At 58.4% G+C, this 22,462-nt stretch carries 22 protein-coding genes; 14 read left to right on the top strand and 8 right to left on the bottom strand.

Annotation, left to right across the window (positions count from 1 at the left end; genetic code table 11):
- Positions 1 to 61 precede the first annotated feature (61 nt).
- Complete coding sequence (locus HK44_RS21275) at positions 62 to 1,279, bottom strand: argininosuccinate synthase (RefSeq protein ID WP_019693354.1); 1,218 nt, start codon at positions 1,277 to 1,279, stop codon at positions 62 to 64.
- A gap of 129 nt (positions 1,280 to 1,408) precedes the next feature.
- On the bottom strand, positions 1,409 to 2,317 hold the full coding sequence (locus HK44_RS21270) for a flagellar protein MotY (RefSeq protein ID WP_019693355.1): 909 nt from the start codon (positions 2,315 to 2,317) through the stop codon (positions 1,409 to 1,411).
- Positions 2,318 to 2,473: 156 nt separating this feature from the next.
- Between HK44_RS21270 and pyrC the strand changes: the two genes are divergently transcribed.
- The gene (gene pyrC / locus HK44_RS21265; RefSeq protein ID WP_019693356.1) at positions 2,474 to 3,520 is read left to right on the top strand and encodes a dihydroorotase; all 1,047 of its coding nucleotides are present in this window, start codon (positions 2,474 to 2,476) and stop codon (positions 3,518 to 3,520) included.
- Positions 3,517 to 4,191, top strand: coding sequence for a ribonuclease T (rnt, locus tag HK44_RS21260; protein WP_019693357.1), 675 nt, complete (start codon positions 3,517 to 3,519; stop codon positions 4,189 to 4,191). The genes pyrC and rnt overlap by 4 nt, the downstream gene beginning before the upstream one ends.
- A 72-nt stretch (positions 4,192 to 4,263) precedes the next feature.
- On the opposite strand, the gene HK44_RS21255 is transcribed toward rnt, so the two are convergent.
- Positions 4,264 to 4,866, bottom strand: a complete 603-nt coding sequence (locus tag HK44_RS21255; RefSeq protein WP_019693358.1) for a peroxiredoxin — start codon at positions 4,864 to 4,866, stop codon at positions 4,264 to 4,266.
- A gap of 316 nt (positions 4,867 to 5,182) precedes the next feature.
- Between HK44_RS21255 and HK44_RS21250 the strand changes: the two genes are divergently transcribed.
- Together HK44_RS21250 and bfr are read left to right on the top strand one after the other, a co-directional pair.
- Positions 5,183 to 5,401: a bacterioferritin-associated ferredoxin gene (locus tag HK44_RS21250; protein ID WP_019693359.1), complete on the top strand. Its 219-nt coding sequence runs from the start codon at positions 5,183 to 5,185 to the stop codon at positions 5,399 to 5,401.
- A 198-nt stretch (positions 5,402 to 5,599) separates the two neighbouring features.
- Positions 5,600 to 6,073, top strand: a complete 474-nt coding sequence (bfr, locus tag HK44_RS21245) for a bacterioferritin (RefSeq protein WP_019693360.1) — start codon at positions 5,600 to 5,602, stop codon at positions 6,071 to 6,073.
- A gap of 106 nt (positions 6,074 to 6,179) precedes the next feature.
- On the opposite strand, the gene grxD is transcribed toward bfr, so the two are convergent.
- The 3 genes from grxD to HK44_RS21230 all read right to left on the bottom strand — a co-directional run bounded on the left by grxD (position 6,180) and on the right by HK44_RS21230 (position 9,140).
- On the bottom strand, positions 6,180 to 6,521 hold the full coding sequence (gene grxD, locus HK44_RS21240) for a Grx4 family monothiol glutaredoxin (protein ID WP_019693361.1): 342 nt from the start codon (positions 6,519 to 6,521) through the stop codon (positions 6,180 to 6,182).
- Positions 6,522 to 6,616: 95 nt separating this feature from the next.
- Positions 6,617 to 8,725 (bottom strand): molybdopterin oxidoreductase family protein, encoded by a 2,109-nt coding sequence (locus HK44_RS21235; protein WP_019693362.1) that lies wholly within the window; start codon positions 8,723 to 8,725, stop codon positions 6,617 to 6,619.
- A gap of 124 nt (positions 8,726 to 8,849) precedes the next feature.
- A complete protein-coding gene (locus HK44_RS21230; protein ID WP_019693363.1) occupies positions 8,850 to 9,140 on the bottom strand; it encodes a hypothetical protein in 291 nt (96 codons plus the stop codon).
- A 414-nt stretch (positions 9,141 to 9,554) separates the two neighbouring features.
- Between HK44_RS21230 and argF the strand changes: the two genes are divergently transcribed.
- The gene (argF, locus tag HK44_RS21225; RefSeq protein WP_024265114.1) at positions 9,555 to 10,475 is read left to right on the top strand and encodes an ornithine carbamoyltransferase; all 921 of its coding nucleotides are present in this window, start codon (positions 9,555 to 9,557) and stop codon (positions 10,473 to 10,475) included.
- The gene (locus HK44_RS21220; RefSeq protein ID WP_019693365.1) at positions 10,472 to 11,581 is read left to right on the top strand and encodes an ABC transporter ATP-binding protein; all 1,110 of its coding nucleotides are present in this window, start codon (positions 10,472 to 10,474) and stop codon (positions 11,579 to 11,581) included. The genes argF and HK44_RS21220 overlap by 4 nt, the downstream gene beginning before the upstream one ends.
- Before the next feature lie 116 nt (positions 11,582 to 11,697).
- On the opposite strand, the gene HK44_RS21215 is transcribed toward HK44_RS21220, so the two are convergent.
- Both HK44_RS21215 and ybaK read right to left on the bottom strand, forming a co-directional pair.
- Entirely contained in the window at positions 11,698 to 12,480 is a 783-nt protein-coding gene (locus tag HK44_RS21215; protein WP_019693366.1) for a PhzF family phenazine biosynthesis protein, read from the bottom strand.
- A 98-nt stretch (positions 12,481 to 12,578) separates the two neighbouring features.
- On the bottom strand, positions 12,579 to 13,049 hold the full coding sequence (ybaK, locus tag HK44_RS21210; RefSeq protein WP_019693367.1) for a Cys-tRNA(Pro) deacylase: 471 nt from the start codon (positions 13,047 to 13,049) through the stop codon (positions 12,579 to 12,581).
- 369 nt (positions 13,050 to 13,418) lie between these two features.
- Between ybaK and HK44_RS21205 the strand changes: the two genes are divergently transcribed.
- The 8 genes from HK44_RS21205 (at position 13,419) to HK44_RS21170 (ending at position 22,273) form a co-directional block, all read left to right on the top strand.
- Complete coding sequence (locus tag HK44_RS21205; RefSeq protein ID WP_019693368.1) at positions 13,419 to 14,270, top strand: MIP/aquaporin family protein; 852 nt, start codon at positions 13,419 to 13,421, stop codon at positions 14,268 to 14,270.
- Between the two features lie 77 nt (positions 14,271 to 14,347).
- Entirely contained in the window at positions 14,348 to 15,853 is a 1,506-nt protein-coding gene (gene glpK / locus HK44_RS21200; RefSeq protein ID WP_019693369.1) for a glycerol kinase GlpK, read from the top strand.
- A gap of 95 nt (positions 15,854 to 15,948) precedes the next feature.
- Complete coding sequence (locus tag HK44_RS21195; RefSeq protein WP_019693370.1) at positions 15,949 to 16,704, top strand: DeoR/GlpR family transcriptional regulator; 756 nt, start codon at positions 15,949 to 15,951, stop codon at positions 16,702 to 16,704.
- A gap of 336 nt (positions 16,705 to 17,040) precedes the next feature.
- A complete protein-coding gene (glpD, locus tag HK44_RS21190) occupies positions 17,041 to 18,579 on the top strand; it encodes a glycerol-3-phosphate dehydrogenase (protein WP_019693371.1) in 1,539 nt (512 codons plus the stop codon).
- Between the two features lie 439 nt (positions 18,580 to 19,018).
- Positions 19,019 to 19,933 carry a glutamate/aspartate ABC transporter substrate-binding protein gene (locus HK44_RS21185; RefSeq protein WP_019693372.1) on the top strand — a complete coding sequence of 305 codons (915 nt, stop codon included), beginning with the start codon at positions 19,019 to 19,021 and terminating at the stop codon, positions 19,931 to 19,933.
- Positions 19,934 to 20,124: 191 nt separating this feature from the next.
- Positions 20,125 to 20,871, top strand: a complete 747-nt coding sequence (locus tag HK44_RS21180) for an amino acid ABC transporter permease (RefSeq protein WP_019693373.1) — start codon at positions 20,125 to 20,127, stop codon at positions 20,869 to 20,871.
- Positions 20,871 to 21,542, top strand: coding sequence for an amino acid ABC transporter permease (locus HK44_RS21175; protein ID WP_019693374.1), 672 nt, complete (start codon positions 20,871 to 20,873; stop codon positions 21,540 to 21,542). The genes HK44_RS21180 and HK44_RS21175 overlap by 1 nt, the downstream gene beginning before the upstream one ends.
- Positions 21,539 to 22,273 (top strand): amino acid ABC transporter ATP-binding protein, encoded by a 735-nt coding sequence (locus HK44_RS21170; protein ID WP_019693375.1) that lies wholly within the window; start codon positions 21,539 to 21,541, stop codon positions 22,271 to 22,273. The genes HK44_RS21175 and HK44_RS21170 overlap by 4 nt, the downstream gene beginning before the upstream one ends.
- The last annotated feature ends 189 nt before the right edge of the window (positions 22,274 to 22,462 follow it).

Genomic DNA, 22,462 nt, shown 5'->3' with positions numbered 1-22,462 from the left:
CTTCGATCACATTGTGGCCCCGTTACAAACGGGGCCACAATCGTTGATCATGCCAACAGCATCAGAACAGCTTGCGGCCTTTGTTTGCGGCAATCCGCATACGCAGAGCGTTCAGCTTGATGAAGCCGGCTGCATCAGCCTGGTTGTAGGCGCCGCCATCTTCTTCGAAGGTAGCAATGTTGGCGTCGAACAACGACTCGTCAGACTTGCGACCGGTGACGATCACGTTGCCTTTGTACAGTTTCAGGCGAACCACACCGTTCACATGTGCCTGGGAAGCATCGATCATCTGTTGCAGCATCAGACGCTCAGGGCTCCACCAGTAACCGGTGTAGATCAGGCTGGCGTATTTAGGCATCAGCTCGTCTTTGAGGTGAGCCACTTCGCGATCCAGAGTGATCGACTCGATCGCCCGGTGAGCACGCAGCATGATGGTGCCGCCCGGGGTTTCGTAGCAGCCACGGGACTTCATGCCGACGTAACGGTTCTCGACGATGTCCAGACGGCCGATACCGTGTTCGCCACCGATACGGTTCAGGGTCGCCAGCACGGTAGCCGGAGTCATTTCGACGCCGTCCAGTGCAACGATGTCGCCGTTGCGGTAAGTCAGTTCCAGGTACTGCGGCTTGTCGGGAGCGTTCTCCGGGGAGACGGTCCAGCGCCACATGTCTTCTTCGTGCTCGGTCCAGGTGTCTTCCAGCACGCCGCCTTCATAGGAGATGTGCAGCAGGTTGGCATCCATCGAGTACGGGGATTTTTTCTTGCCGTGACGCTCGATCGGGATCGCGTGCTTCGCGGCATAATCCATCAGCTTCTCGCGGGACAGCAGGTCCCACTCGCGCCAAGGGGCGATCACTTTCACGCCAGGCTTGAGTGCATAGGCACCCAGCTCGAAACGAACCTGGTCGTTACCCTTGCCGGTCGCACCATGGGAAATGGCGTCAGCGCCGGTTTCGTTGGCGATTTCGATCAGGCGTTTGGCGATCAACGGACGAGCGATGGAGGTACCCAGCAGGTACTCGCCTTCGTAAACGGTGTTGGCGCGGAACATCGGGAAAACGAAATCACGCACGAATTCTTCGCGCAGATCGTCGATGTAGATTTCTTTTACGCCCATGGCTTGTGCCTTGGCGCGGGCCGGCTCAACCTCTTCACCCTGACCCAGGTCAGCGGTAAAGGTCACCACTTCACAGTTATAAGTATCCTGCAGCCACTTGAGGATCACCGAAGTGTCCAGGCCGCCGGAATACGCCAGAACGACCTTGTTTACGTCCGCCATGCCATCACTCCACGGGGTTCTACGGAAAGCCATGAAGTCTACCGCTGCGAGAGGATAAATTACAGAGGCGCGACAGCTTATGATGACCAAGCGACAGATTATGTCGAGCGAGCGACTATTTCAGCCGGTTCAGGAGGTCGTCGCGGCACTGCTCGCCGAGCTGACTTGCGGAGCCGGTTTGTCGGTGGGTTCAATACGCTCAAGATGAACGTTGACCCGGCGATTCCTGGCCCGATTGGCGGTGTTGGTATTAGGGGCCAATGGATAACGCTCACCGTGAAAGCGCATCGTGATCTGTGATTCCGCAATGCCATTGGCCTTGAAGAAGTCCATCACCGCCAGCGCCCTGCGCCGGGACAGGTCACGGTTGGTCAGGCGATTGCCGCTGTTATCGGAATGGCCGTCGAGTTCGATGTGATTGACCGTCGGGTCGGCCTTCATGAACGTCAGCATGACCTGCAGCCTGGCTTTGGCTTGCGCGTCCAGATCGATACCACCGCCCGGGAAACCAATCTCAGCCTGCTTCACCTGCTCATAATTCATCGGCAGCAACTTGGCGACACACGCCTGATAATCGGCGTAGGCCTTGTTGAAACTGACCGGCAACAAACGGACTTCCGACACCCCGCCATCGCGCGAATAATGACGAATCAGCGGACTGCGACCTTCCATCAAACCACCGATAAGACGTCCGGCCTGCAGTTGCGAACTGTTGAACAGCACATCACCGCTGCCGACCTTGACCGACCCCAGATTGATATCGCCGCGCCCCGGCTGCCAAGGCGCAGCGGCCGCCAGCAAGGTCGCCGAGCCGCCCGCGATCATCGAGTTGTAAGCCTTCAGACGAAAGGTGGCCTGCTCGCCTGCGCGCCGCACGAACTCGCCCGAACCGAAATCGGTAATCGGCTGGCTCAGGCGACATTCGAACTTGTCGCCTTCGACCGTCCACTCGATGCTCTCCAGACGCGTCTGGAAAGTGAGCGCCATCGCAGGAAGGCTGGCAAACACGCTGAGCAAGGCTAAATAACGCTGGCGCACGGGAGGCTCCACTGGCTTCTACAACAAAAAGACCGATACATATAATTACGGCATACCTTTGTCATATCGGAAGCTTGCTGCAAAACTTGATAGCGAGTGCCTGGATGAGTCTTTTCCGGTAGCATTCCCTTGAGTTTGACCCGCCTGGAATCCCCAATGTCCGACCGCCTGACCCTGCTGCGTCCCGACGACTGGCATATTCATCTTCGCGATGGTGCTGTGTTGCCCAATACTGTCGCGGATGTCGCGCGCACCTTTGGTCGCGCCATCATCATGCCTAACCTGGTACCACCGGTGCGTAACGCCGCCGAAGCCGACGCCTATCGCCAGCGCATTCTCGCTGCGCGCCCGGCCGGCAGCCGTTTCGAACCGTTGATGGTGCTCTACCTCACTGACCGGACTACACCCAATGAAATTCGCGAGGCCAAGGCCAGCGGTTTCGTTCACGCCGCCAAGCTGTATCCGGCTGGCGCGACCACCAACTCCGATTCCGGTGTGACCAGCATCGACAAGATTTTCCCCGCGATCGAGGCCATGGCCGAGGTCGGGATGCCCTTGTTGATTCACGGTGAAATCACCCGCGGCGACGTCGATGTTTTCGACCGCGAAAAAATCTTCATCGACGAGCACATGCGCCGGGTCGTGGAGCGTTTCCCAACGCTCAAAGTGGTGTTCGAACACATCACCACCCGCGATGCCGTGCAGTTCGTCAACGAGGCTTCGGCCAACGTTGGCGCAACCATCACCGCTCACCACCTGCTGTATAACCGCAACCACATGCTGGTGGGCGGGATTCGTCCGCACTTCTATTGCCTGCCGATTCTCAAGCGCAATACCCATCAGGTCGCCCTGCTTGACGCCGCCACCAGCGGCAGCGAGAAGTTCTTCCTGGGGACAGACTCGGCCCCGCACGCCCAACACGCCAAAGAAGCCGCGTGTGGCTGTGCCGGTTGTTACACCGCTTATGCCGCGATCGAGCTGTACGCCGAAGCCTTTGAACAGCGCAATGCGCTGGACAAGCTCGAAGCCTTCGCCAGCCTCAACGGCCCGCGTTTCTACGGCCTGCCGGCGAACACCGATCGCATTACCCTGGTCCGCGAAGAATGGACCGCCCCAACCAGCCTGCCGTTCGGCGAGCTGACTGTCATCCCGCTGCGCGCCGGTGAACAACTGCGCTGGCGCCTGCTGGAGGAACACGCGTGAGTGAAGACCATTTCGACGACGAACAGGAAAGTTCAGGCGGAGGTGGTTCACGTCACCCGATGGCAGCCAGGTTCCGTGGATACTTGCCCGTTGTCGTCGACGTTGAAACCGGTGGTTTCAACTGTGCCACCGACGCCTTGCTGGAAATTGCCGCCACGACCATCAGCATGGACGAAAAAGGTTTTGTGTACCCTGATCACACCTATTTCTTCCGTGTAGAACCGTTTGAAGGCGCCAACGTCGAAGCCGCAGCGCTGGAGTTCACCGGGATCAAGCTTGATCACCCACTGCGCATGGCCGTGAGTGAGGAAGCAGCGCTGACCGACATCTTCCGTGGTGTGCGCAAGGCGCTGAAGGCCAACGGCTGCAAACGGGCGATCCTGGTCGGCCATAACAGCAGCTTCGACCTGGGCTTCCTCAACGCCGCCGTTGCGCGCCTGGACATGAAGCGCAATCCGTTTCACCCGTTCTCCAGCTTCGACACCGCGACACTGGCCGGTCTGGCTTATGGTCAAACGGTCCTGGCCAAGGCGTGCCAGGCTGCCGACATCGACTTTGACGGACGCGAGGCCCACTCGGCTCGCTACGACACCGAGAAGACTGCCGATTTGTTTTGCGGCATCGTCAATCGCTGGAAACAAATGGGCGGCTGGGAAGATTTCAACGACTGATTCAGTCGCAGGATTTATCCCGTGCATAAAAAAACCGGCCTCAACGGCCGGTTTTTATGCCTGACGCGTGGCTTACAGCTTGCCAGCGTTCTCGGTCAGGTAAGCCGCAACGCCTTCTGGCGAAGCAGTCATGCCCTTGTCGCCTTTTTTCCAGTTGGCCGGGCAAACTTCGCCGTGCTCTTCGTGGAATTGCAGGGCGTCGACCAGGCGAATCAGCTCTTCCATGTTACGGCCCAGTGGCAGGTCGTTGACGATTTGCGAGCGAACAACGCCCTTGTCGTCGATCAGGAATGCGCCACGGAAAGCCACGCCGCCTTCGGACTCAACGTCGTAGGCCTTGGCGATGTCGTGCTTCATGTCAGCAGCCATGATGTACTGAACCTGACCGATGCCGCCGGCATTGATCGGGGTGTTGCGCCAGGCGTTGTGGGTGAAGTGCGAGTCGATCGAAACAGCGATCACTTCAACGTTGCGTGCCTTGAAGTCAGCCATGCGGTGGTCCAGAGCGATCAGCTCGGACGGGCAAACGAAGGTGAAGTCCAGCGGGTAGAAGAACACCAGGCCGTATTTGCCTTTGATGGCCGAGGACAGGGTGAAGCTGTCAACGATCTCGCCATTGCCGAGTACGGCCGGTACGGTGAAGTCAGGGGCTTGTTTGCCTACGAGTACGCTCATTGGATATCTCCTGGTGTGGTGGCGGGAAGAACGGTATCGAACCAGTCTGTCGCGAATAAACGACAGGTTCATGAATCGAGTGCCCTTCGCAAGGACCGCACATCATACACCGCGTTTTTCGCCAGTCCTTAGCGCTTTTTACAACGACATCAAAAACCTCGGCGCAGGCTTAATGACACCATCCCGGGCCGCATTATGCCGTTCGTCAGGCAATCGCTGCTCTGGCGTAAAGCCTGCCGGAACCACTTTGACAATCATTCTCGTTAACATTAATATCCGTCGCAACCGAGCCATAACCCACGACGGTTCTCATTTTATGTATGTCTGCCTTTGCACTGGTGTCACCGACGGAAAAATCCGCGATGCGATCTATGAAGGTTGCTGCAGCTACCGCGAGGTACGCCAAGCCACCGGCGTTGCCGGCCAATGTGGAAAATGTGCCTGCCTTGCCAAGCAAGTGGTACGCGAAACCCTGGCCGAATTGCAATTGAGCCAAGCGGCGATCCCCTACCCTGTAGAATTTTCGGCAGCATAAATAGAACATTCGAAAGAACCGGACTTAGCGTCCGGTTTTTTTATGCCTGTAATTCAATCGCTTAGCGTTAGAATGCGGAACACAAACATTCTTATTCCGATTAATTTTCATATAGTATTCAATAACTTAGGTTTGACACTAACAACTGCCAAGCTCAGACTTCACCGTCTATAGGGTAATTAAAGGGCAGGACCCCACATGAAAGGCGACATCACGGTTATCCAGCACCTCAACAAGATTCTTGGCAATGAGCTGGTCGCAATCAATCAGTATTTCCTGCATGCGCGCATGTATGAAGACTGGGGCCTGAACAAACTCGGCAAGCACGAGTACCACGAATCCATCGACGAGATGAAACACGCGGACAAGCTGATCAAGCGCATCCTGTTCCTCGAAGGCCTGCCAAACGTCCAGGACTTGGGCAAGCTGCACATCGGCGAGCACACCAAGGAAATGCTTGAATGTGACCTGCGTATCGAGCGCACCGGCCATGCCGACCTCAAAGTGGCTATCGCGCATTGCGAAACAGTCGGGGACTTCGGCAGCCGTGAACTGCTTGAAGATATTCTCGAATCCGAAGAAGAGCATATCGACTGGCTGGAAACTCAACTGAGCCTGATCGATAAAGTCGGTCTTGAGAACTATCTGCAATCGCAGATGGGCGACGAGTAAGTTCTACAGCACTGATCTCGACTCAATAAAAAGCCCCGCCCTCTTACGAGTGGCGGGGCTTTTTATTACCAGCAGCAGCGGCCGGGCGGCCGCTGCTGCCTATCAATCAGGCTTCGGTCTTGCCAGCAGCGGCTTTTGCCGCAGCGTCCTTGATCAGGGCCTGCAACGAACCGTCAGCGGCCATTTCAGTCATGATGTCGCTACCACCGACCAGCTCACCAGCGACCCACAATTGCGGGAAGGTTGGCCAGTTGGCGTACTTTGGCAGGTTGGCACGGATTTCCGGGTTCTGCAGGATGTCCACATAAGCGAACTTCTCACCACAGCCCATGACGGCCTGAGCGGCTTTCGCGGAGAAGCCACACTGTGGGGCATTCGGCGAGCCTTTCATGTAAAGCAGAATGGTGTTGTTAGCAATCTGCTCTTTAATAGTTTCAATGATATCCATGGAGCACCTCGGCTGAACTTTCCGACTCAGTTGTCGGCACGGTGACGCATTGTAACGGAAAGCCGAGCGCCATGCTCGGTCTCCCCGACAGACACTTACGCTGCCGCGACGGTCACCGGTACACCATTGAGCGCTGCATTTCCGGACAACTCATCGAGCTGGCGCTCATCCGTCAGGTCATTGGCGCTGGAGCCTGGCTGGCCCATGGCAATGGTCATCTGCACTCCCGGCCGGGCATGACCCCAGCCATGCGGCAGGCTGACCACGCCTTTCATCATTTCGACACTGCTCAGCACTTCGACTTCGATCACCCCGACCCGTGAACTGACCCGCACCCGCTGCCCATCGCTGAGTCCGCGACTGGAAAGATCGTCCGGGTGCATCAGCAACTGATGACGCGGTTTGCCTTTCACCAAACGGTGATAGTTGTGCATCCACGAGTTATTGCTGCGCACATGGCGGCGGCCGATCATCAACAACTCATCGGCAGCGGGTGCCTGCAATGCGGCAAATCGTGCAAGGTCGGCCAGGATCGCCGGTGGCGCCGCCTGCACGCGCTGGTTGGCGGTTTTCAGTCGCGGCGCGAGGTTCGCCTGAAGAGCCCCCAGTTCGACCCCGTGAGGATGATCGAACAAGTTCGCCACCGACAGTTTGTGCGGCGAAGCGTCACCATAGCGCCCGGCTCGCAAACCGAGGTCGATCATTTTCGCCGGAGGTATCGTCGGCTTCAGCTCTTTGCCGGTCTTCGCCGCAAAAGCCTGGGCCAGGCCGACGAAAATCTCCCAATCGTGCAACGCGCCCTCAGGCTTGGGCAGGATTGCCCGGTTGAAACGGCTGACATTGCGCACCGCGAACATATTGAACGTGGTGTCGTAGTGATCGTTTTCCAGCGCCGAGGTCGACGGCAGAATCAGGTCGGCATAACGCGTGGTCTCGTTGATATAGAGGTCAATGCTGAGCATGAACTCCAGCCCGTCCAGCGCCTGCTCCAACTGCCGGCCATTAGGTGTCGACAACACCGGGTTACCGGCCACGGTGATCAACGCCCGCACCTGCCCTTCTCCTTTGGTGAGCATCTCTTCGGCCATCGCCGAGACCGGCAACTCACCGGCGTATTCCGGGCGGCCGGACACGCGGCTTTGCCACAGATTGAAATGCCCGCCCGAGGTCGATGCCACCAGGTCAACCGCAGGCTCGGTGCACAGCGCACCGCCGACCCGATCAAGGTTACCGGTGAGCAGATTGATCAGTTGCACCAGCCAATGACACAAGGTGCCGAACGCCTGGGTCGAAACGCCCATACGGCCATAACACACGGCGGTCTTCGCGCTGGCGAAGTCTCGCGCCAACTGACGAATCTGCTCGGCCGGCACGGCGCACAGCGGGCTCATGGCCTCGGCACTAAAGGATGCGACGGCCTGGCGAACCTCCTCCAGCCCGTCTACCGGCAAATGACTGTCGCGGCTCAAGCCTTCAGCGAACATGGTATTGAGCAACCCGAACAACAGCGCCGCGTCACCGCCCGGACGGACAAATACATGTTGATCGGCAATCGCTGCCGTTTCGCTGCGACGCGGATCGACCACTACCACTTTGCCGCCTCGGGCCTGAATCGCCTTCAAGCGCTTTTCGACATCCGGCACGGTCATGATGCTGCCGTTGGAGGCCAGCGGATTGCCGCCCAGGATCAACATGAAATCAGTGTGATCGATGTCTGGAATCGGCAGCAGCAAACCGTGGCCGTACATCAAATGACTGGTCAGATGCTGAGGCAATTGATCGACCGAGGTTGCAGAGAAACGGTTGCGGGTTTTGAGTAAGCCAAGGAAGTAATTGCTGTGGGTCATCAACCCATAGTTGTGCACGCTGGGATTGCCCTGATAAACCGCGACGGCATTCTGGCCATGGCGCTCCTGAATCGCCGACAGGCGTTCAGCCACCAGAGCGAAAGCCTCGTCCCAGGCAATCGCTTGCCACTCGCTGCCGACCCGCAGCATCGGCTGTCGCAGGCGGTCGGGGTCGTTCTGGATATCTTGCAGCGCCACCGCCTTGGGGCAGATGTGGCCGCGACTGAAGCTGTCCTGCGGATCACCCTTGATCGAGGTGATTTGCACGCCAGCGTCTTCGGTGGCGGTGGTTTCGATGGTCAAGCCGCAAATGGCTTCACACAGGTGGCAGGCACGGTGATGAAGAGTCTTGGTCATGGCCATTCTCTGTTTTATTCGAGGCAACCGGCATCAGGTTGCGGGAACAAAACTATGGGCTGTGACCGAGCGCTGCGCCAGCGACGTTCGTCTTGTGAATCGAGGCCCATCAGGCCCGCCGATATCAGCCTTGGGGAAGTCTGGAGGGCGCTTGAAGCTGGATTTCCTGGATGGTTTCGATCTGCTCCTGGGCAATGTGCACGCCCGTGAGTTCGCCGATCAGGCGCCAGTGCTCGTCGAGCCCGGCGCTGATGGTGGCCATACGGTCGATCATCCGTCGACCCGCAGCCTTGGTCACGTCATCCTCGCTGCGCATCAACTCAAAGGACATTGAGGTCATGGAAGCGGTCAGGTGAGTCAGGGTGCGTGCCGTGAGACCCAGCAGCTCCAGCAATTGCTGTTCTTTCGATTCCATTCCAAAGGCTTCCTGTGTCACTCGTGAGTTAGTTATAACCCAGCACTTTGCATTAGCAAATGTTTCAAGCGAAGGCAGGCTGAATCCTGCCTGCAACCACCCCGGCCGACAGGTCAGAAACCGACCGAGACTGTGCTTAGCCCGCCCCGCTTGATTGCCAAGGCGCGCGAGGGCAGTGTACAAAGAGGTTGCTGCTGTCAGGAAACAGACTTCAAAAGCGCGGCTGCGGTCATCCCGTAGCCCCTCTGAAATCCCCTAAAAACCGTAGCCTATTGGTAAGACGCGACATTTAATGTCAATATCGCGCCTTCCCCTATTTCGTCGCCCCGTGCGGCTTTCGCCGCAGGTCTCGCCCGTTTTTCAGTTAAACAAGGCTTTGAGTATCTGCGGTCTGTTGCAAAAAGGTAGTCAATGATGAGCGCAAGGCACTTTCTCTCCCTGATGGATTGCACGCCCGAAGAGCTGGTCAGCGTGATCCGTCGAGGCATTGAGCTCAAAGACCTGCGTAACCGCGGCGTACTGTTCGAGCCGTTAAAAAATCGCGTACTCGGGATGATCTTCGAGAAATCCTCGACGCGCACCCGGTTGTCGTTTGAGGCCGGCATGATCCAGCTTGGCGGCCAGGCGATTTTCCTGTCGCCCCGTGACACCCAACTGGGTCGCGGCGAACCGATCGGCGACTGCGCCATCGTCATGTCGCGCATGCTCGATGCGGTGATGATCCGTACCTTCGCCCACAGCACCCTGACCGAATTCGCGGCCAACTCGCGCGTGCCCGTCATCAACGGCCTGTCCGACGACCTGCACCCGTGTCAGTTGCTGGCCGACATGCAGACCTTCCTCGAACATCGCGGCTCGATCCAGGGCAAGACCGTGGCCTGGATCGGCGACGGCAACAACATGTGCAACAGCTATATAGAAGCCGCCATCCAGTTCGACTTCCAACTGCGTATCGCCTGCCCTGAAGGCTATGAGCCAAACCCGGAATTCGTGGCCAAGGCCGGCGATCGGGTAATCATCGTCCGCGATCCTCGGGATGCGGTACGCGGCGCACATCTGGTCAGCACCGACGTCTGGACCTCCATGGGCCAGGAAGAAGAAACCGCCAAGCGCCTCAAGCTATTCGCACCGTTTCAGGTTAATCGTGCGCTGCTCGATCTGGCCGCTGCGGATGTGTTGTTCATGCACTGCCTGCCCGCCCACCGCGGTGAAGAAATCAGCCTAGACCTGCTCGACGACCCGCGTTCGGTTGCCTGGGATCAGGCTGAGAACCGTCTTCATGCGCAAAAGGCCCTGCTCGAATTTCTCGTTGAGCCTTCGTATCACCACGCATGAGTCATTCATTACTGCTGAATCTGCGTAATCTGGCCTGCGGTTATCAAGACCAGCGGGTCGTCCAGAACCTCAACCTGCACCTCAATGCCGGTGACATCGGCTGCCTGCTGGGCTCGTCCGGCTGCGGCAAGACCACCACCCTGCGGGCGATTGCAGGCTTTGAACCGGTTCACGAAGGGGAAATCCAGCTGGCCGGTGAAACCATCTCCAGCGCCGGTTTCACCCTCGCGCCGGAAAAACGCCGAATCGGCATGGTGTTCCAGGACTACGCGCTGTTCCCGCACCTGAGCGTGGCCGAGAACATCGCCTTTGGCATTCGCAAGCATCCCCGGAAAGACCGGGTCACCGAAGAGATGCTTGAGCTGGTCAACCTGAAGCACCTCGGCAAGCGCTTCCCGCACGAACTTTCCGGCGGCCAGCAACAGCGCGTTGCACTGGCCCGGGCGTTGGCACCGGAGCCACAACTGCTGTTGCTCGACGAACCGTTCTCCAACCTCGATGGCGAATTGCGCCGCAAGCTCAGCCATGAAGTCCGGGACATCCTCAAGGCCCGTGGTACCAGTGCGATTCTGGTGACTCACGACCAGGAAGAGGCCTTTGCCGTCAGCGATCAGGTTGGTGTGTTCAAGGAGGGTCGACTGGAGCAGTGGGACACGCCTTACAACCTGTACCACGAACCGCAAACACCGTTTGTGGCGAGCTTTATCGGTCAGGGTTATTTCATTCGCGGTCAGTTGCAGACCCCGGAATCGGTACAGACCGAACTCGGTGTGCTGCGCGGTAATCGAGCCTATACCTGGCCTGCCGGTGGCACGGTGGATGTATTGCTGCGCCCGGACGATATCGTTTATGCGCCCGACAGCCCATTGAAGGCACGGATCGTTGGCAAGACCTTTCTGGGTGCATCGACGTTGTATCGCCTGCAGTTGCCGACCGGCAGCCAACTGGAATCGATCTTCCCGAGCCATGCCGATCATCTGGTCGGTGGCGACGTCGGCATTCGCGTGGCCGCCGAACACCTGGTGCTGTTCCAGGCAGCCGGCAGCACGGCGGCGCACATTCCAGCGGTAGAGTCCGGGGTTCGTCGGTACAGCACCGCCAACTGACACCACGCCCCCGTACTGTAGGAGCAAGGCTTGCCCGCGATGAACGATAATGCGGTGTACCAGTGACACCACGGCGATCCTATCGCGGGCAAGCCTTGCTCCTACAGAGGCGAGCCTTAGCCGAGCATCAAGGTTCCGCTGGCCACCAGCGTCGCATGACCACCGATTTTCACCCGCCCCCCCTCCAGACGGCAGAACAACTCCCCGCCCCGCGCCGAACACTGATACGCCGTCAGGTTCGATTTATCCAAACGCTGCGACCAGTACGGAATCAGGCTGCAATGAGTCGAGCCGGTGACCGGGTCTTCGTTGATACCGATGGCCGGGGCAAAGTACCGTGAGACGAAATCATGCCGCGAGCCAGGCGCAGTCACGATCGCGCCAGGCCAAGGCAACCTCGCCAGCGCGACCATGTCCGGCTGGCAATCGAGCACCGCCTGCTCCGACTCCAGTACCACGAACAATTCGTTGGAGCCCAGCACATCAACTGCCTGCACACCCAGCGCCCGCTCTACATCAAGGGTCACGCCGACTTCACGCAGTTCAATCGCCGGAAAATCCAGCCATAGCCGCTTGCCTTCCCGACTCACACTCAAGGGGCCCGACTTGCTGATGAAGTCCAGGCGCTCGACCGGCTCTTTATAGACCTCGAACAACACATAAGCGCTGGCCAGTGTCGCGTGGCCACACAACGGCACCTCGGTGGTCGGCGTGAACCAGCGGATACGCCAGCCTTGCGCCTCACGCACCACAAACGCGGTTTCGGCAAGGTTGTGTTCGGCGGCGATTTTTTGCATCAAGTCATCGGCGAGCCAGGCGTCGAGCCGATAGACCATTGCCGGGTTGCCACTGAACGGTTGGTCGCTGAACGCATCGACCTGATGAAACGCTAGCTGCATGAGTGCTCTCCTTCTTGTTAGGCGAAGGCGAGCATGCATCAGCCGTTACCCGGCAACCAGAGACAGAACTTGCCGATTTTCACCATACAGCGCGGCGGTCAGGCCCGACCGATATCGGCGAATGTGGCCTGGGTATGCTCGGCCAGCACCGTCGCCGCCAACTCGACCTCAAGACCGCGTCGACCCGCGCTGACGTAAATGCTCGCGAAAGGCTGAGCACTGTTATCGATGAAGGTGCGCAAACGCTTCTTCTGCCCCAATGGACTGATGCCACCCAGCAAGTAACCGGTCGCCCGTTGCGCGGCTGCGGGATCAGCCATTTCGACTTTCTTCACCCCGGCGGCATGCGCCAGCGCTTTCAAGTCCAGACTTCCGACGACCGGCACGACAGCCACCAGCAACTCGCCCTTTTCACTGGCTGCCAGCAGTGTCTTGAACACCTGCGCCGGATCCAGCCCGAGCTTTTCCGCTGCCTCCAGACCGTAGGACGCAGCCTTCGGATCATGTTCATAACTGTGCACGCGATGTTCGGCACGAACTTTTTTCAACAGATCCAATGCGGGGGTCATGGCAGCTCCAAGCCTGGCGAAAGAAGAAAAATACTGCGCAGGATTCTAGGCCATCACCGAATAAAAGGCTCTATTACCGGCCCCTGTTCACTCTGGAACAGCCAAACGCGAGGCAATTTCCAGACACCTCCCGGGTCCATCCAAATGATCATTCACCTGACTAATAGTTTAAATATGACCAATGGTTCACTTTCGACCTTTGACAGCAGCGTTTCTTGTCTATATTTTTTCGAATCTGAATAATGTGCGAACATTTCCAGGCAGTACCCGGCAGTAGGCCGAGACCAGGATGGGGATCCTGCCTCGGTGAAAATCGTGCCCTGACCATTTCGGGAAGAGCGCCCAACAACAACAAAAACGAGGTTTTCAATGACAACTGCATCACAACAACCATCGCTCTCGAGCCAATGCATGGCCGAGTTCCTAGGTACTGCCTTATTGATCTTTTTTGGTACCGGCTGTGTTGCCGCGCTCAAAGTCGCGGGTGCCAGCTTTGGGCTGTGGGAAATCAGCATCATCTGGGGGATCGGCGTGAGCATGGCGATCTACCTGACCGCGGGTGTTTCCGGCGCTCACCTGAACCCGGCCGTCAGCATCGCGCTGTGCATTTTCGCCGATTTCGAGAAGCGTAAACTGCCGCTCTACATCTTCTCCCAGGTCGCTGGCGCCTTCTGCGCGGCGCTGTTGGTTTACACGCTTTACAGCAATCTGTTCTTCGATTTCGAACAAACTCACCAGATGGTTCGTGGATCACAAGCCAGCCTTGAACTGGCCTCGGTGTTCTCCACGTTCCCGAACCCTACCCTGTCGACGGCCCAGGCGTTTCTGGTGGAGGTGATCATCACCGCCATCCTGATGGGCGTGATCATGTCCCTGACCGACGACAACAATGGCCTGCCTAAAGGCCCGCTGGCGCCGCTGTTGATCGGCCTGCTGATCGCCGTCATTGGCAGCTCGATGGGCCCGCTGACCGGTTTTGCGATGAACCCGGCACGCGACTTCGGTCCTAAACTGATGACTTTCTTCGCTGGCTGGGGTGAAATTTCCTTCACTGGCGGCCGTGATATTCCGTACTTCCTGATTCCGGTTTTTGCACCGATCGTTGGTGCCTGCCTCGGCGCGGCAGCGTATCGCGGGCTGATTGCCCGTCACCTGCCAAGCCCCGTAATTGCTACAAAGGATGCAGAACAGGCCATTGACGGCAAAGCACGAATTTCCTGAAAGCGGTAGCGCGTGATCCTGCCCACCATTGATCACGCGCCCCAACCCACTCCCTTATTTCGTCCAAGGCAATCGACATGACCGACACTCAGAATAAGAACTACATCATTGCCCTCGATCAGGGCACGACCAGCTCCCGGGCGATCATTTTCGACCGTGACGCCAACGTGGTCTGCACCGCACAACGCGAATTCGCCCAGCATTACCCGCAGGCCGGCTGGGTCGAACACGACCCGATGGAAATCTTCGCCACCCAAAGCGCCGTGATGGTCGAGGCCCTGGCGCAAGCCGGCCTGCATCACGATCAGGTGGCGGCCATCGGCATCACCAACCAGCGTGAAACCACTGTGGTCTGGGACAAGACCACCGGTCGGCCGATCTACAACGCAATCGTCTGGCAATGCCGCCGCAGCACCGAAATCTGCCAGCAACTCAAGCGCGACGGCTTTGAGCAGTACATCAGTGAAACCACTGGCCTGGTCACCGACCCGTACTTCTCCGGCACCAAACTCAAGTGGATCCTCGACAACGTCGAAGGCAGCCGCGAACGCGCACGCAAAGGCGAGCTGCTGTTCGGCACCATCGACAGCTGGCTGATCTGGAAATTTACCGGCGGCAAGACCCACGTCACCGACTACACCAACGCCTCACGCACCATGCTCTTCAACATCCACACCCTGGAGTGGGACGCGAAGATGCTCGAGGTGCTGGACATCCCGCGCGAGATGCTCCCGGAGGTCAAGTCGTCGTCAGAAATCTATGGCCACACCAAGAGCGGCATCGCCATCGGCGGTATTGCCGGCGACCAGCAGGCCGCGCTGTTCGGCCAGATGTGCGTTGAACCGGGCCAGGCGAAAAACACCTATGGCACCGGCTGCTTCCTGCTGATGAACACCGGCGACAAAGCGGTGAAATCCCGGCACGGCATGCTCACCACCATCGCCTGCGGCCCACGTGGCGAAGTGGCCTACGCACTGGAAGGCGCGGTGTTCAACGGCGGCTCCACCGTTCAGTGGCTGCGCGACGAGTTGAAGATCATCAACGACGCTCACGACACCGAATACTTCGCCAACAAGGTCAAGGACAGCAACGGCGTGTATCTGGTGCCCGCCTTCACCGGCCTCGGCGCTCCATACTGGGACCCGTATGCCCGTGGCGCGCTGTTCGGCCTGACTCGCGGCGTACGCGTCGATCACATCATTCGCGCCGCACTGGAGTCGATTGCCTACCAGACCCGCGACGTACTCGACGCCATGCAACACGACTCCGGCGAACGACTCAAGGCTCTGCGCGTAGACGGCGGTGCGGTTGCGAACAACTTCCTGATGCAATTCCAGGCGGACATCCTCGGCACCAAGGTCGAGCGCCCGCAAATGCGTGAAACCACTGCACTGGGCGCCGCCTACCTGGCCGGCCTGGCCTGCGGCTTCTGGAGCAGCCTGGACGAACTGCGCGGCAAGGCGGTGATCGAGCGCGAGTTCGACCCGCAACTGGACGAAACAGCGAAGGAAAAACTCTACGCCGGCTGGAAAAAAGCCGTCAGCCGCACCCGCGACTGGGAACCGCACGAAGGCGCTGAATAAGCCAAGTAGCGGATTCGTATCGGTATGTAACTGGTAGGGAGGTGATTCGTACGGCATCATGGGCAAATTTTGCACGGCAGCCCAAAGGAAGCCCTATGAATCTGCCTCCCCGTCAGCAGCAAATCCTCGAACTGGTCCGCGAACGCGGCTACGTCAGCATCGAGGAAATGGCTCAGCTATTTGTTGTTACACCGCAGACCATCCGCCGCGATATCAATCAATTGGCGGAAGTGAATTTGTTGCGTCGCTATCACGGCGGCGCCGCTTACGATTCAAGTGTCGAAAACACCGCCTACGCCATGCGTGCCGATCAGATGCGCGATGAGAAACAACGCATCGCCGAAGCCATCGCCGCACAAATCCCCGATCACGCCTCGCTGTTCATCAATATCGGTACCACCACCGAATCCATCGCCCGGGCGCTGCTCAATCACAGCCATCTCAAGGTGATCACCAACAACCTGCACGTCGCCTCGATCCTCAGCGCCAAGGATGACTTCGAAGTCCTGCTGGCCGGTGGCAACGTGCGCCGTGACGGTGGCGTAGTCGGTCAGTCCTGCGTCGACTTCATCAACCAGTTCAAGGTCGACTTTGCGCTGGTCGGCATCAGCGGTATCGATGAAGACGGCAGCCTGCTCGACTTTGACTACCAGGAAGTGCGTGTCTCCCAGGCGATCATCGCCAACGCCCGGCAAGTCTTGCTGGCAGCAGACTCCAGCAAGTTCGGCCGCAACGCCATGGTCCGCCTGGGGCCGATTAGCCTGATCGACTGCCTGGTGACCGACCACGCGCCAGTACCGGCACTTGCGCAGCTGCTGAGCCAGCACAAGATTCGGCTGGAAGTCGTTTAACCCCCTATCTCAAGAGCAAGCTCCCCCGTGGCGAGGGAGCTTGCTCCCGCCGACCGGTCCGCGCTCGGGCGCAGCAGTCGTAAATTGCTTGATGCGTTGTGCCTGACAAATTGCAGATTCAGGTTTTAGGGCCGCTGTGCGCCCCAGCGGGAGCAAGCTCCCTCGCCACAAAAGCGACATATGCCTTCTAAATGTTCGAAAATTTTCCTTTCCCCTCCCTTCGATCAGAATTTTCAATCGAAGTCGGCTAGCCGTGCCCGGGTTTATGCGCTACCATTTTCACAAATGAACATTAATGTTCGAATTCAAATATAGAAAGAACCCCGAGGCCAGCCGATGCCCACTTCCACCTTGCCTATGCCTCCTCTTGCCGAGGTCTACGATATCGCCGTCATTGGTGGCGGGATTAACGGTGTGGGGATTGCAGCGGATGCCGCCGGTCGCGGTCTTTCGGTGTTCCTTTGCGAAAAGGACGATCTGGCCAGTCATACCTCATCCGCCAGCAGCAAGCTGATCCACGGCGGCCTGCGCTACCTCGAGCATTACGAATTCCGCCTGGTGCGTGAGGCCCTGGCCGAGCGTGAAGTACTGCTGGCCAAGGCCCCGCACATCGTCAAGCCAATGCGCTTCGTGTTGCCGCACCGCCCGCACCTGCGCCCGGCGTGGATGATCCGCGCAGGCCTGTTCCTTTATGATCATCTCGGCAAGCGGGAAAAACTCGCCGGCTCCAAAAGCCTGAAGTTCGGTGCCGACAGCGCACTGAAAAGCGAAATCACCAAAGGTTTCGAATACTCCGATTGCTGGGTCGACGATGCCCGCCTGGTGGTGCTCAACGCCATGGCCGCCCGCGAAAAAGGCGCCCACGTTCACACCCAGACCCGCTGTGTCAGCGCCCGTCGCAGCAAAGGCCTGTGGGAGCTGAACCTGGAACGCGCCGATGGCAGCCTGTTCTCGATCCGCGCCAAGGCGCTGGTGAATGCCGCCGGTCCATGGGTCGCCAAGTTCATCCGTGATGACCTGAAGATGGAATCGCCTTACGGCATCCGTCTGATTCAGGGCAGCCACCTGATCGTGCCGAAGCTGTACGAAGGTGAACACGCACATATCCTGCAGAACGAAGACCAGCGCATCGTGTTCACCATTCCGTACCTCAATCAATTCACCCTGATTGGTACCACGGACCGCGAGTACACCGGCGATCCGGCGAAAGTCGCCATCACCGAAGGCGAGACCGATTACCTGCTGAAAGTGGTCAACGCGCACTTCAAGAAACAAATCAGCCGCAGCGACATCCTGCACACCTATTCCGGTGTTCGTCCGCTGTGTAACGACGAATCCGACAATCCTTCGGCCGTGACCCGCGATTACACCCTGGCACTGTCCGGCAGTGCTGAAGAAGCACCGCTGCTGTCGGTGTTCGGCGGCAAGCTGACCACCTACCGCAAACTGGCCGAGTCGGCCATGGCGCAGCTGGCACCCTACTTCAAGGACATGAAGCCGAGCTGGACCGCGCAAGCGCCCCTGCCGGGCGGCGAAGACATGACCACGCCGCAAGCCTTGAGCGCATTGATTCGCGACAAGTTCGACTGGCTGCCGACGGAAATTGCCCGGCGCTGGGCCACCACTTACGGCAGCCGCACCTGGCGCATGCTTGAAGGTGTACAGAGCCTGAAGGACATGGGCGAACACCTGGGGGGCGGTCTCTACACCCGCGAAGTCGATTACCTGTGCAGCGAAGAATGGGCCACCAGCGCTCACGACATTCTCTGGCGTCGCAGCAAACTGGGCTTGTTCACCACCCAGGCGGAACAAGAGAACGTGCAGCTGTACCTGAACAAGCTCAAGCAGAACCGCAGCAAGATCGAAGCGGCCTGATCGGTAATCCGGCGCAACGAAAGCCCCTGACTCTCACGATTCAGGGGCTTTTTTCATACTGACAACCCGCCCCCTCTGTAGGAGCAAAGCTTGCTCGCGATGGCCGTTACGCGATCTGTCTGTTACACCGCGTTATCGTTCATCGCGGGCAAGCCTTGCTCCTACAAGATTTGCGCTTTTCCAGCATTCGGTTTTCCGAACGCGACTCTTCGGTCAATTCGGTAAACCGGATAATCCGCCCTGAAAATCAACTCAATAAATATTGAATATCCTTTTAAATCAATACGTTAATAAGCGCATCCTGGCCTGGCACGACTCATGCTCTACATTTTGGGACGAATGTCTGATGTGCCAACACGTCAGGAGCCGTCAAGGCATTCCGCAGTACAAAAGAGCTGATGAACTGGCTCCATATAAAAACAATGTAGAGGAAAATTTGATGCGTATCGTTCCCCATATCCTGGGCGCAGCCATTGCTGCCGCACTGATCAGCACGCCAGTTTTCGCCACCGAACTCACCGGCACCCTGAAGAAGATCAAAGAGTCCGGCACCATTACCCTGGGGCATCGCGACGCTTCTATTCCGTTTTCCTACATTGCAGACGCATCCGGCAAACCGGTCGGCTACTCCCACGATATTCAGCTGAAAATCGTTGAAGCCATCAAGAAAGACCTGGACATGCCGAACCTGCAGGTCAAATACAACCTGGTCACCTCGCAAACCCGTATTCCACTGGTGCAGAACGGCACTGTGGACGTCGAATGCGGCTCCACCACCAACAACGCCGAACGCCAGCAACAAGTTGACTTCTCCGTTGGCATCTTCGAAATCGGCACCAAGCTGCTGTCGAAAAACGACTCGACCTACAAAGACTTCGCCGATCTCAAAGGCAAGAACGTCGTGACCACCGCCGGCACCACGTCCGAACGCATTCTGAAGTCGATGAACGCCGACAAGCAGATGGGCATGAACGTCATCTCCGCCAAAGACCATGGCGAATCCTTCCAGATGCTGGAATCGGGCCGTGCTGTCGCCTTCATGATGGACGACGCCTTGCTGGCCGGTGAAATGGCCAAGGCCAAGAAGCCGACTGACTGGGCCGTGACCGGTACTCCACAGTCCTACGAAATCTACGGTTGCATGGTCCGTAAGGGCGACGCGCCGTTCAAGAAGGCTGTGGACGACGCCATCGTTGCGACTTACAAGTCCGGCGAGATCAACAAGATCTACGAAAAATGGTTCATGCAGCCAATCCCGCCAAAAAACCTGAACCTGATGTTCCCGATGAGCGACGAGCTCAAGACCCTGATCGCCAACCCGACCGACAAAGCGGCTGAAGAAAAGAAATCCTGATTTCTGACTAACCCGCCTCCTGACAGGGTCTGCACCCTTTCAGGAGGCTGTCACTACCTGCTGGCATTTTCTGGAAACACTCGAACCGGTGGTTGTCGAGCCGCTCGCGTGTGCCTGACCGTCGAGGTCAGAGGGAACGGAGTTTCCCCAGGCGGGCACTTGTACATTGATCGATCTGAGGGGAGACCCTAATGAATTACAACTGGGATTGGGGCGTGTTCTTCAAGTCCACCGGCGTGGGCAGCGAGACCTATCTCGACTGGTTCATCACGGGATTGGGCTGGACCATCGCCATCGCCATCGTGGCCTGGATCGTCGCCTTGATGCTGGGCTCGGTGCTCGGCGTCATGCGTACCGTACCGAATCGCCTGGTATCGGGCATCGCCACCTGCTATGTGGAACTCTTTCGTAACGTACCGCTGCTGGTTCAGCTGTTCATCTGGTACTTCCTGGTGCCCGACCTGTTGCCGCAAAACCTGCAGGACTGGTACAAGCAGGACCTGAATCCGACCACCTCGGCCTACCTGAGCGTCGTGGTGTGCCTGGGCCTGTTCACCGCCGCCCGGGTTTGCGAACAAGTGCGCACGGGTATCCAGGCGCTGCCGCGTGGCCAGGAATCGGCCGCCCGCGCCATGGGCTTCAAGCTGCCGCAAATCTACTGGAATGTGCTGCTGCCCCAAGCCTACCGGATCGTCATTCCGCCGCTGACCTCGGAATTTCTCAACGTCTTCAAGAACTCCTCCGTCGCGTCCCTGATCGGCCTGATGGAGCTGCTCGCACAGACCAAACAGACCGCCGAGTTCTCCGCCAACCTGTTCGAAGCCTTCACCCTGGCCACCCTGATCTACTTCACCCTGAACATGAGCCTGATGCTGCTGATGCGCATGGTCGAGAAGAAAGTTGCGGTGCCCGGCCTGATTTCCGTGGGGGGTAAATAATGGATCTCGATTTCAGTGGCGTCGTCCAGGCCGTCCCCGGCATGTGGAACGGCATGGTCATGACCCTGCAACTGACGGTACTCGGCGTCGTCGGCGGGATCATCCTCGGCACTCTCCTGGCGCTGATGCGCCTGTCCCACAGCAAGCTGCTGTCGAACATTGCCGGCGCTTATGTGAACTACTTCCGCTCGATCCCGCTGCTGCTGGTGATCACCTGGTTCTACCTGGCGGTACCGTTCGTGCTGCGCTGGATCACCGGCGAAGACACGCCGATCGGTGCGTTCACCTCGTGCATCGTGGCCTTCATGATGTTCGAAGCGGCGTACTTCTGCGAAATCGTCCGGGCCGGTGTGCAGTCGATTCCCAAAGGTCAGATGGGCGCAGCCAAGGCGTTGGGCATGAGCTACGGCCAGATGATGCGCCTGATCATCCTGCCGCAAGCGTTTCGTAAGATGACGCCGCTGTTGCTGCAACAAAGCATCATCCTGTTCCAGGACACCTCGCTGGTCTACACAGTAGGCCTGGTGGACTTCCTCAATGCTACGCGGGCCAGTGGCGACATCATCGGCCGCGCCAATGAGTTCCTGATCATCGCAGGTCTCGTGTACTTCACAATCAGCTTTGCCGCCTCACGGCTGGTCAAGCGTCTGCAAAAAAGGTTTGCCGTATGATTTCTATCAAGAATGTCAACAAGTGGTATGGCGACTTCCAGGTACTGACTGATTGCAGCACCGAGGTCAAAAAAGGCGAAGTGATTGTGGTGTGCGGGCCGTCCGGCTCCGGTAAATCCACCCTGATCAAATGCGTCAACGCCCTGGAACCGTTCCAGAAAGGTGACGTGGTGGTCGATGGCATATCCATCGCCGACCCGAAGACCGACCTGCCAAAACTGCGCTCGCGCGTTGGCATGGTGTTCCAGCATTTCGAACTGTTCCCGCACCTGACCATCACCGAAAACCTGACCATCGCGCAGATCAAGGTATTAGGCCGCAGCAAGGAAGAGGCCACCAAAAAGGGCCTGCAACTGCTTGAGCGCGTCGGCCTTTCGGCTCACGCCCACAAGCACCCGGGCCAGCTCTCCGGTGGTCAGCAACAGCGGGTGGCGATTGCCCGAGCACTGGCGATGGACCCGATCGTCATGCTGTTCGACGAACCGACCTCGGCGCTCGACCCGGAAATGGTCAACGAAGTGCTCGACGTGATGGTGCAACTGGCCAACGAAGGCATGACCATGATGTGCGTCACCCACGAAATGGGCTTCGCCCGTAAAGTGGCGGACCGGGTGATCTTCATGGATCAGGGCAAAATCATCGAAGACTGCAAGAAAGAAGAGTTCTTCGGTGACATCAACGCCCGCTCGGACCGCGCGCAGCATTTCCTCGACAAGATTCTGCAGCACTAAAACCGGCAACCGCTCCCTGTTGGAGCGGACCTGCCTTTGTGGCGAGGGAGCTTGCTCCCGCCGGCCGGTCCGCGCTCGGGCGCAGCAGTCGTAAACCAGTCAGTGCGGTGTGTCAGATTAAATGCATTGGCTGGTTTTAGGGCCGCTTCGCGCCCCAGCGGGAGCAAGCTCCCTCGCCACAGGTCCTGC

Origin of the sequence: Pseudomonas fluorescens HK44 (assembly GCF_000217955.3) — a bacterium.
GTDB classification, from domain to species: domain Bacteria; phylum Pseudomonadota; class Gammaproteobacteria; order Pseudomonadales; family Pseudomonadaceae; genus Aquipseudomonas; species Aquipseudomonas fluorescens_AQ.
This window is presented reverse-complemented; position numbering and strand designations above follow the sequence as displayed.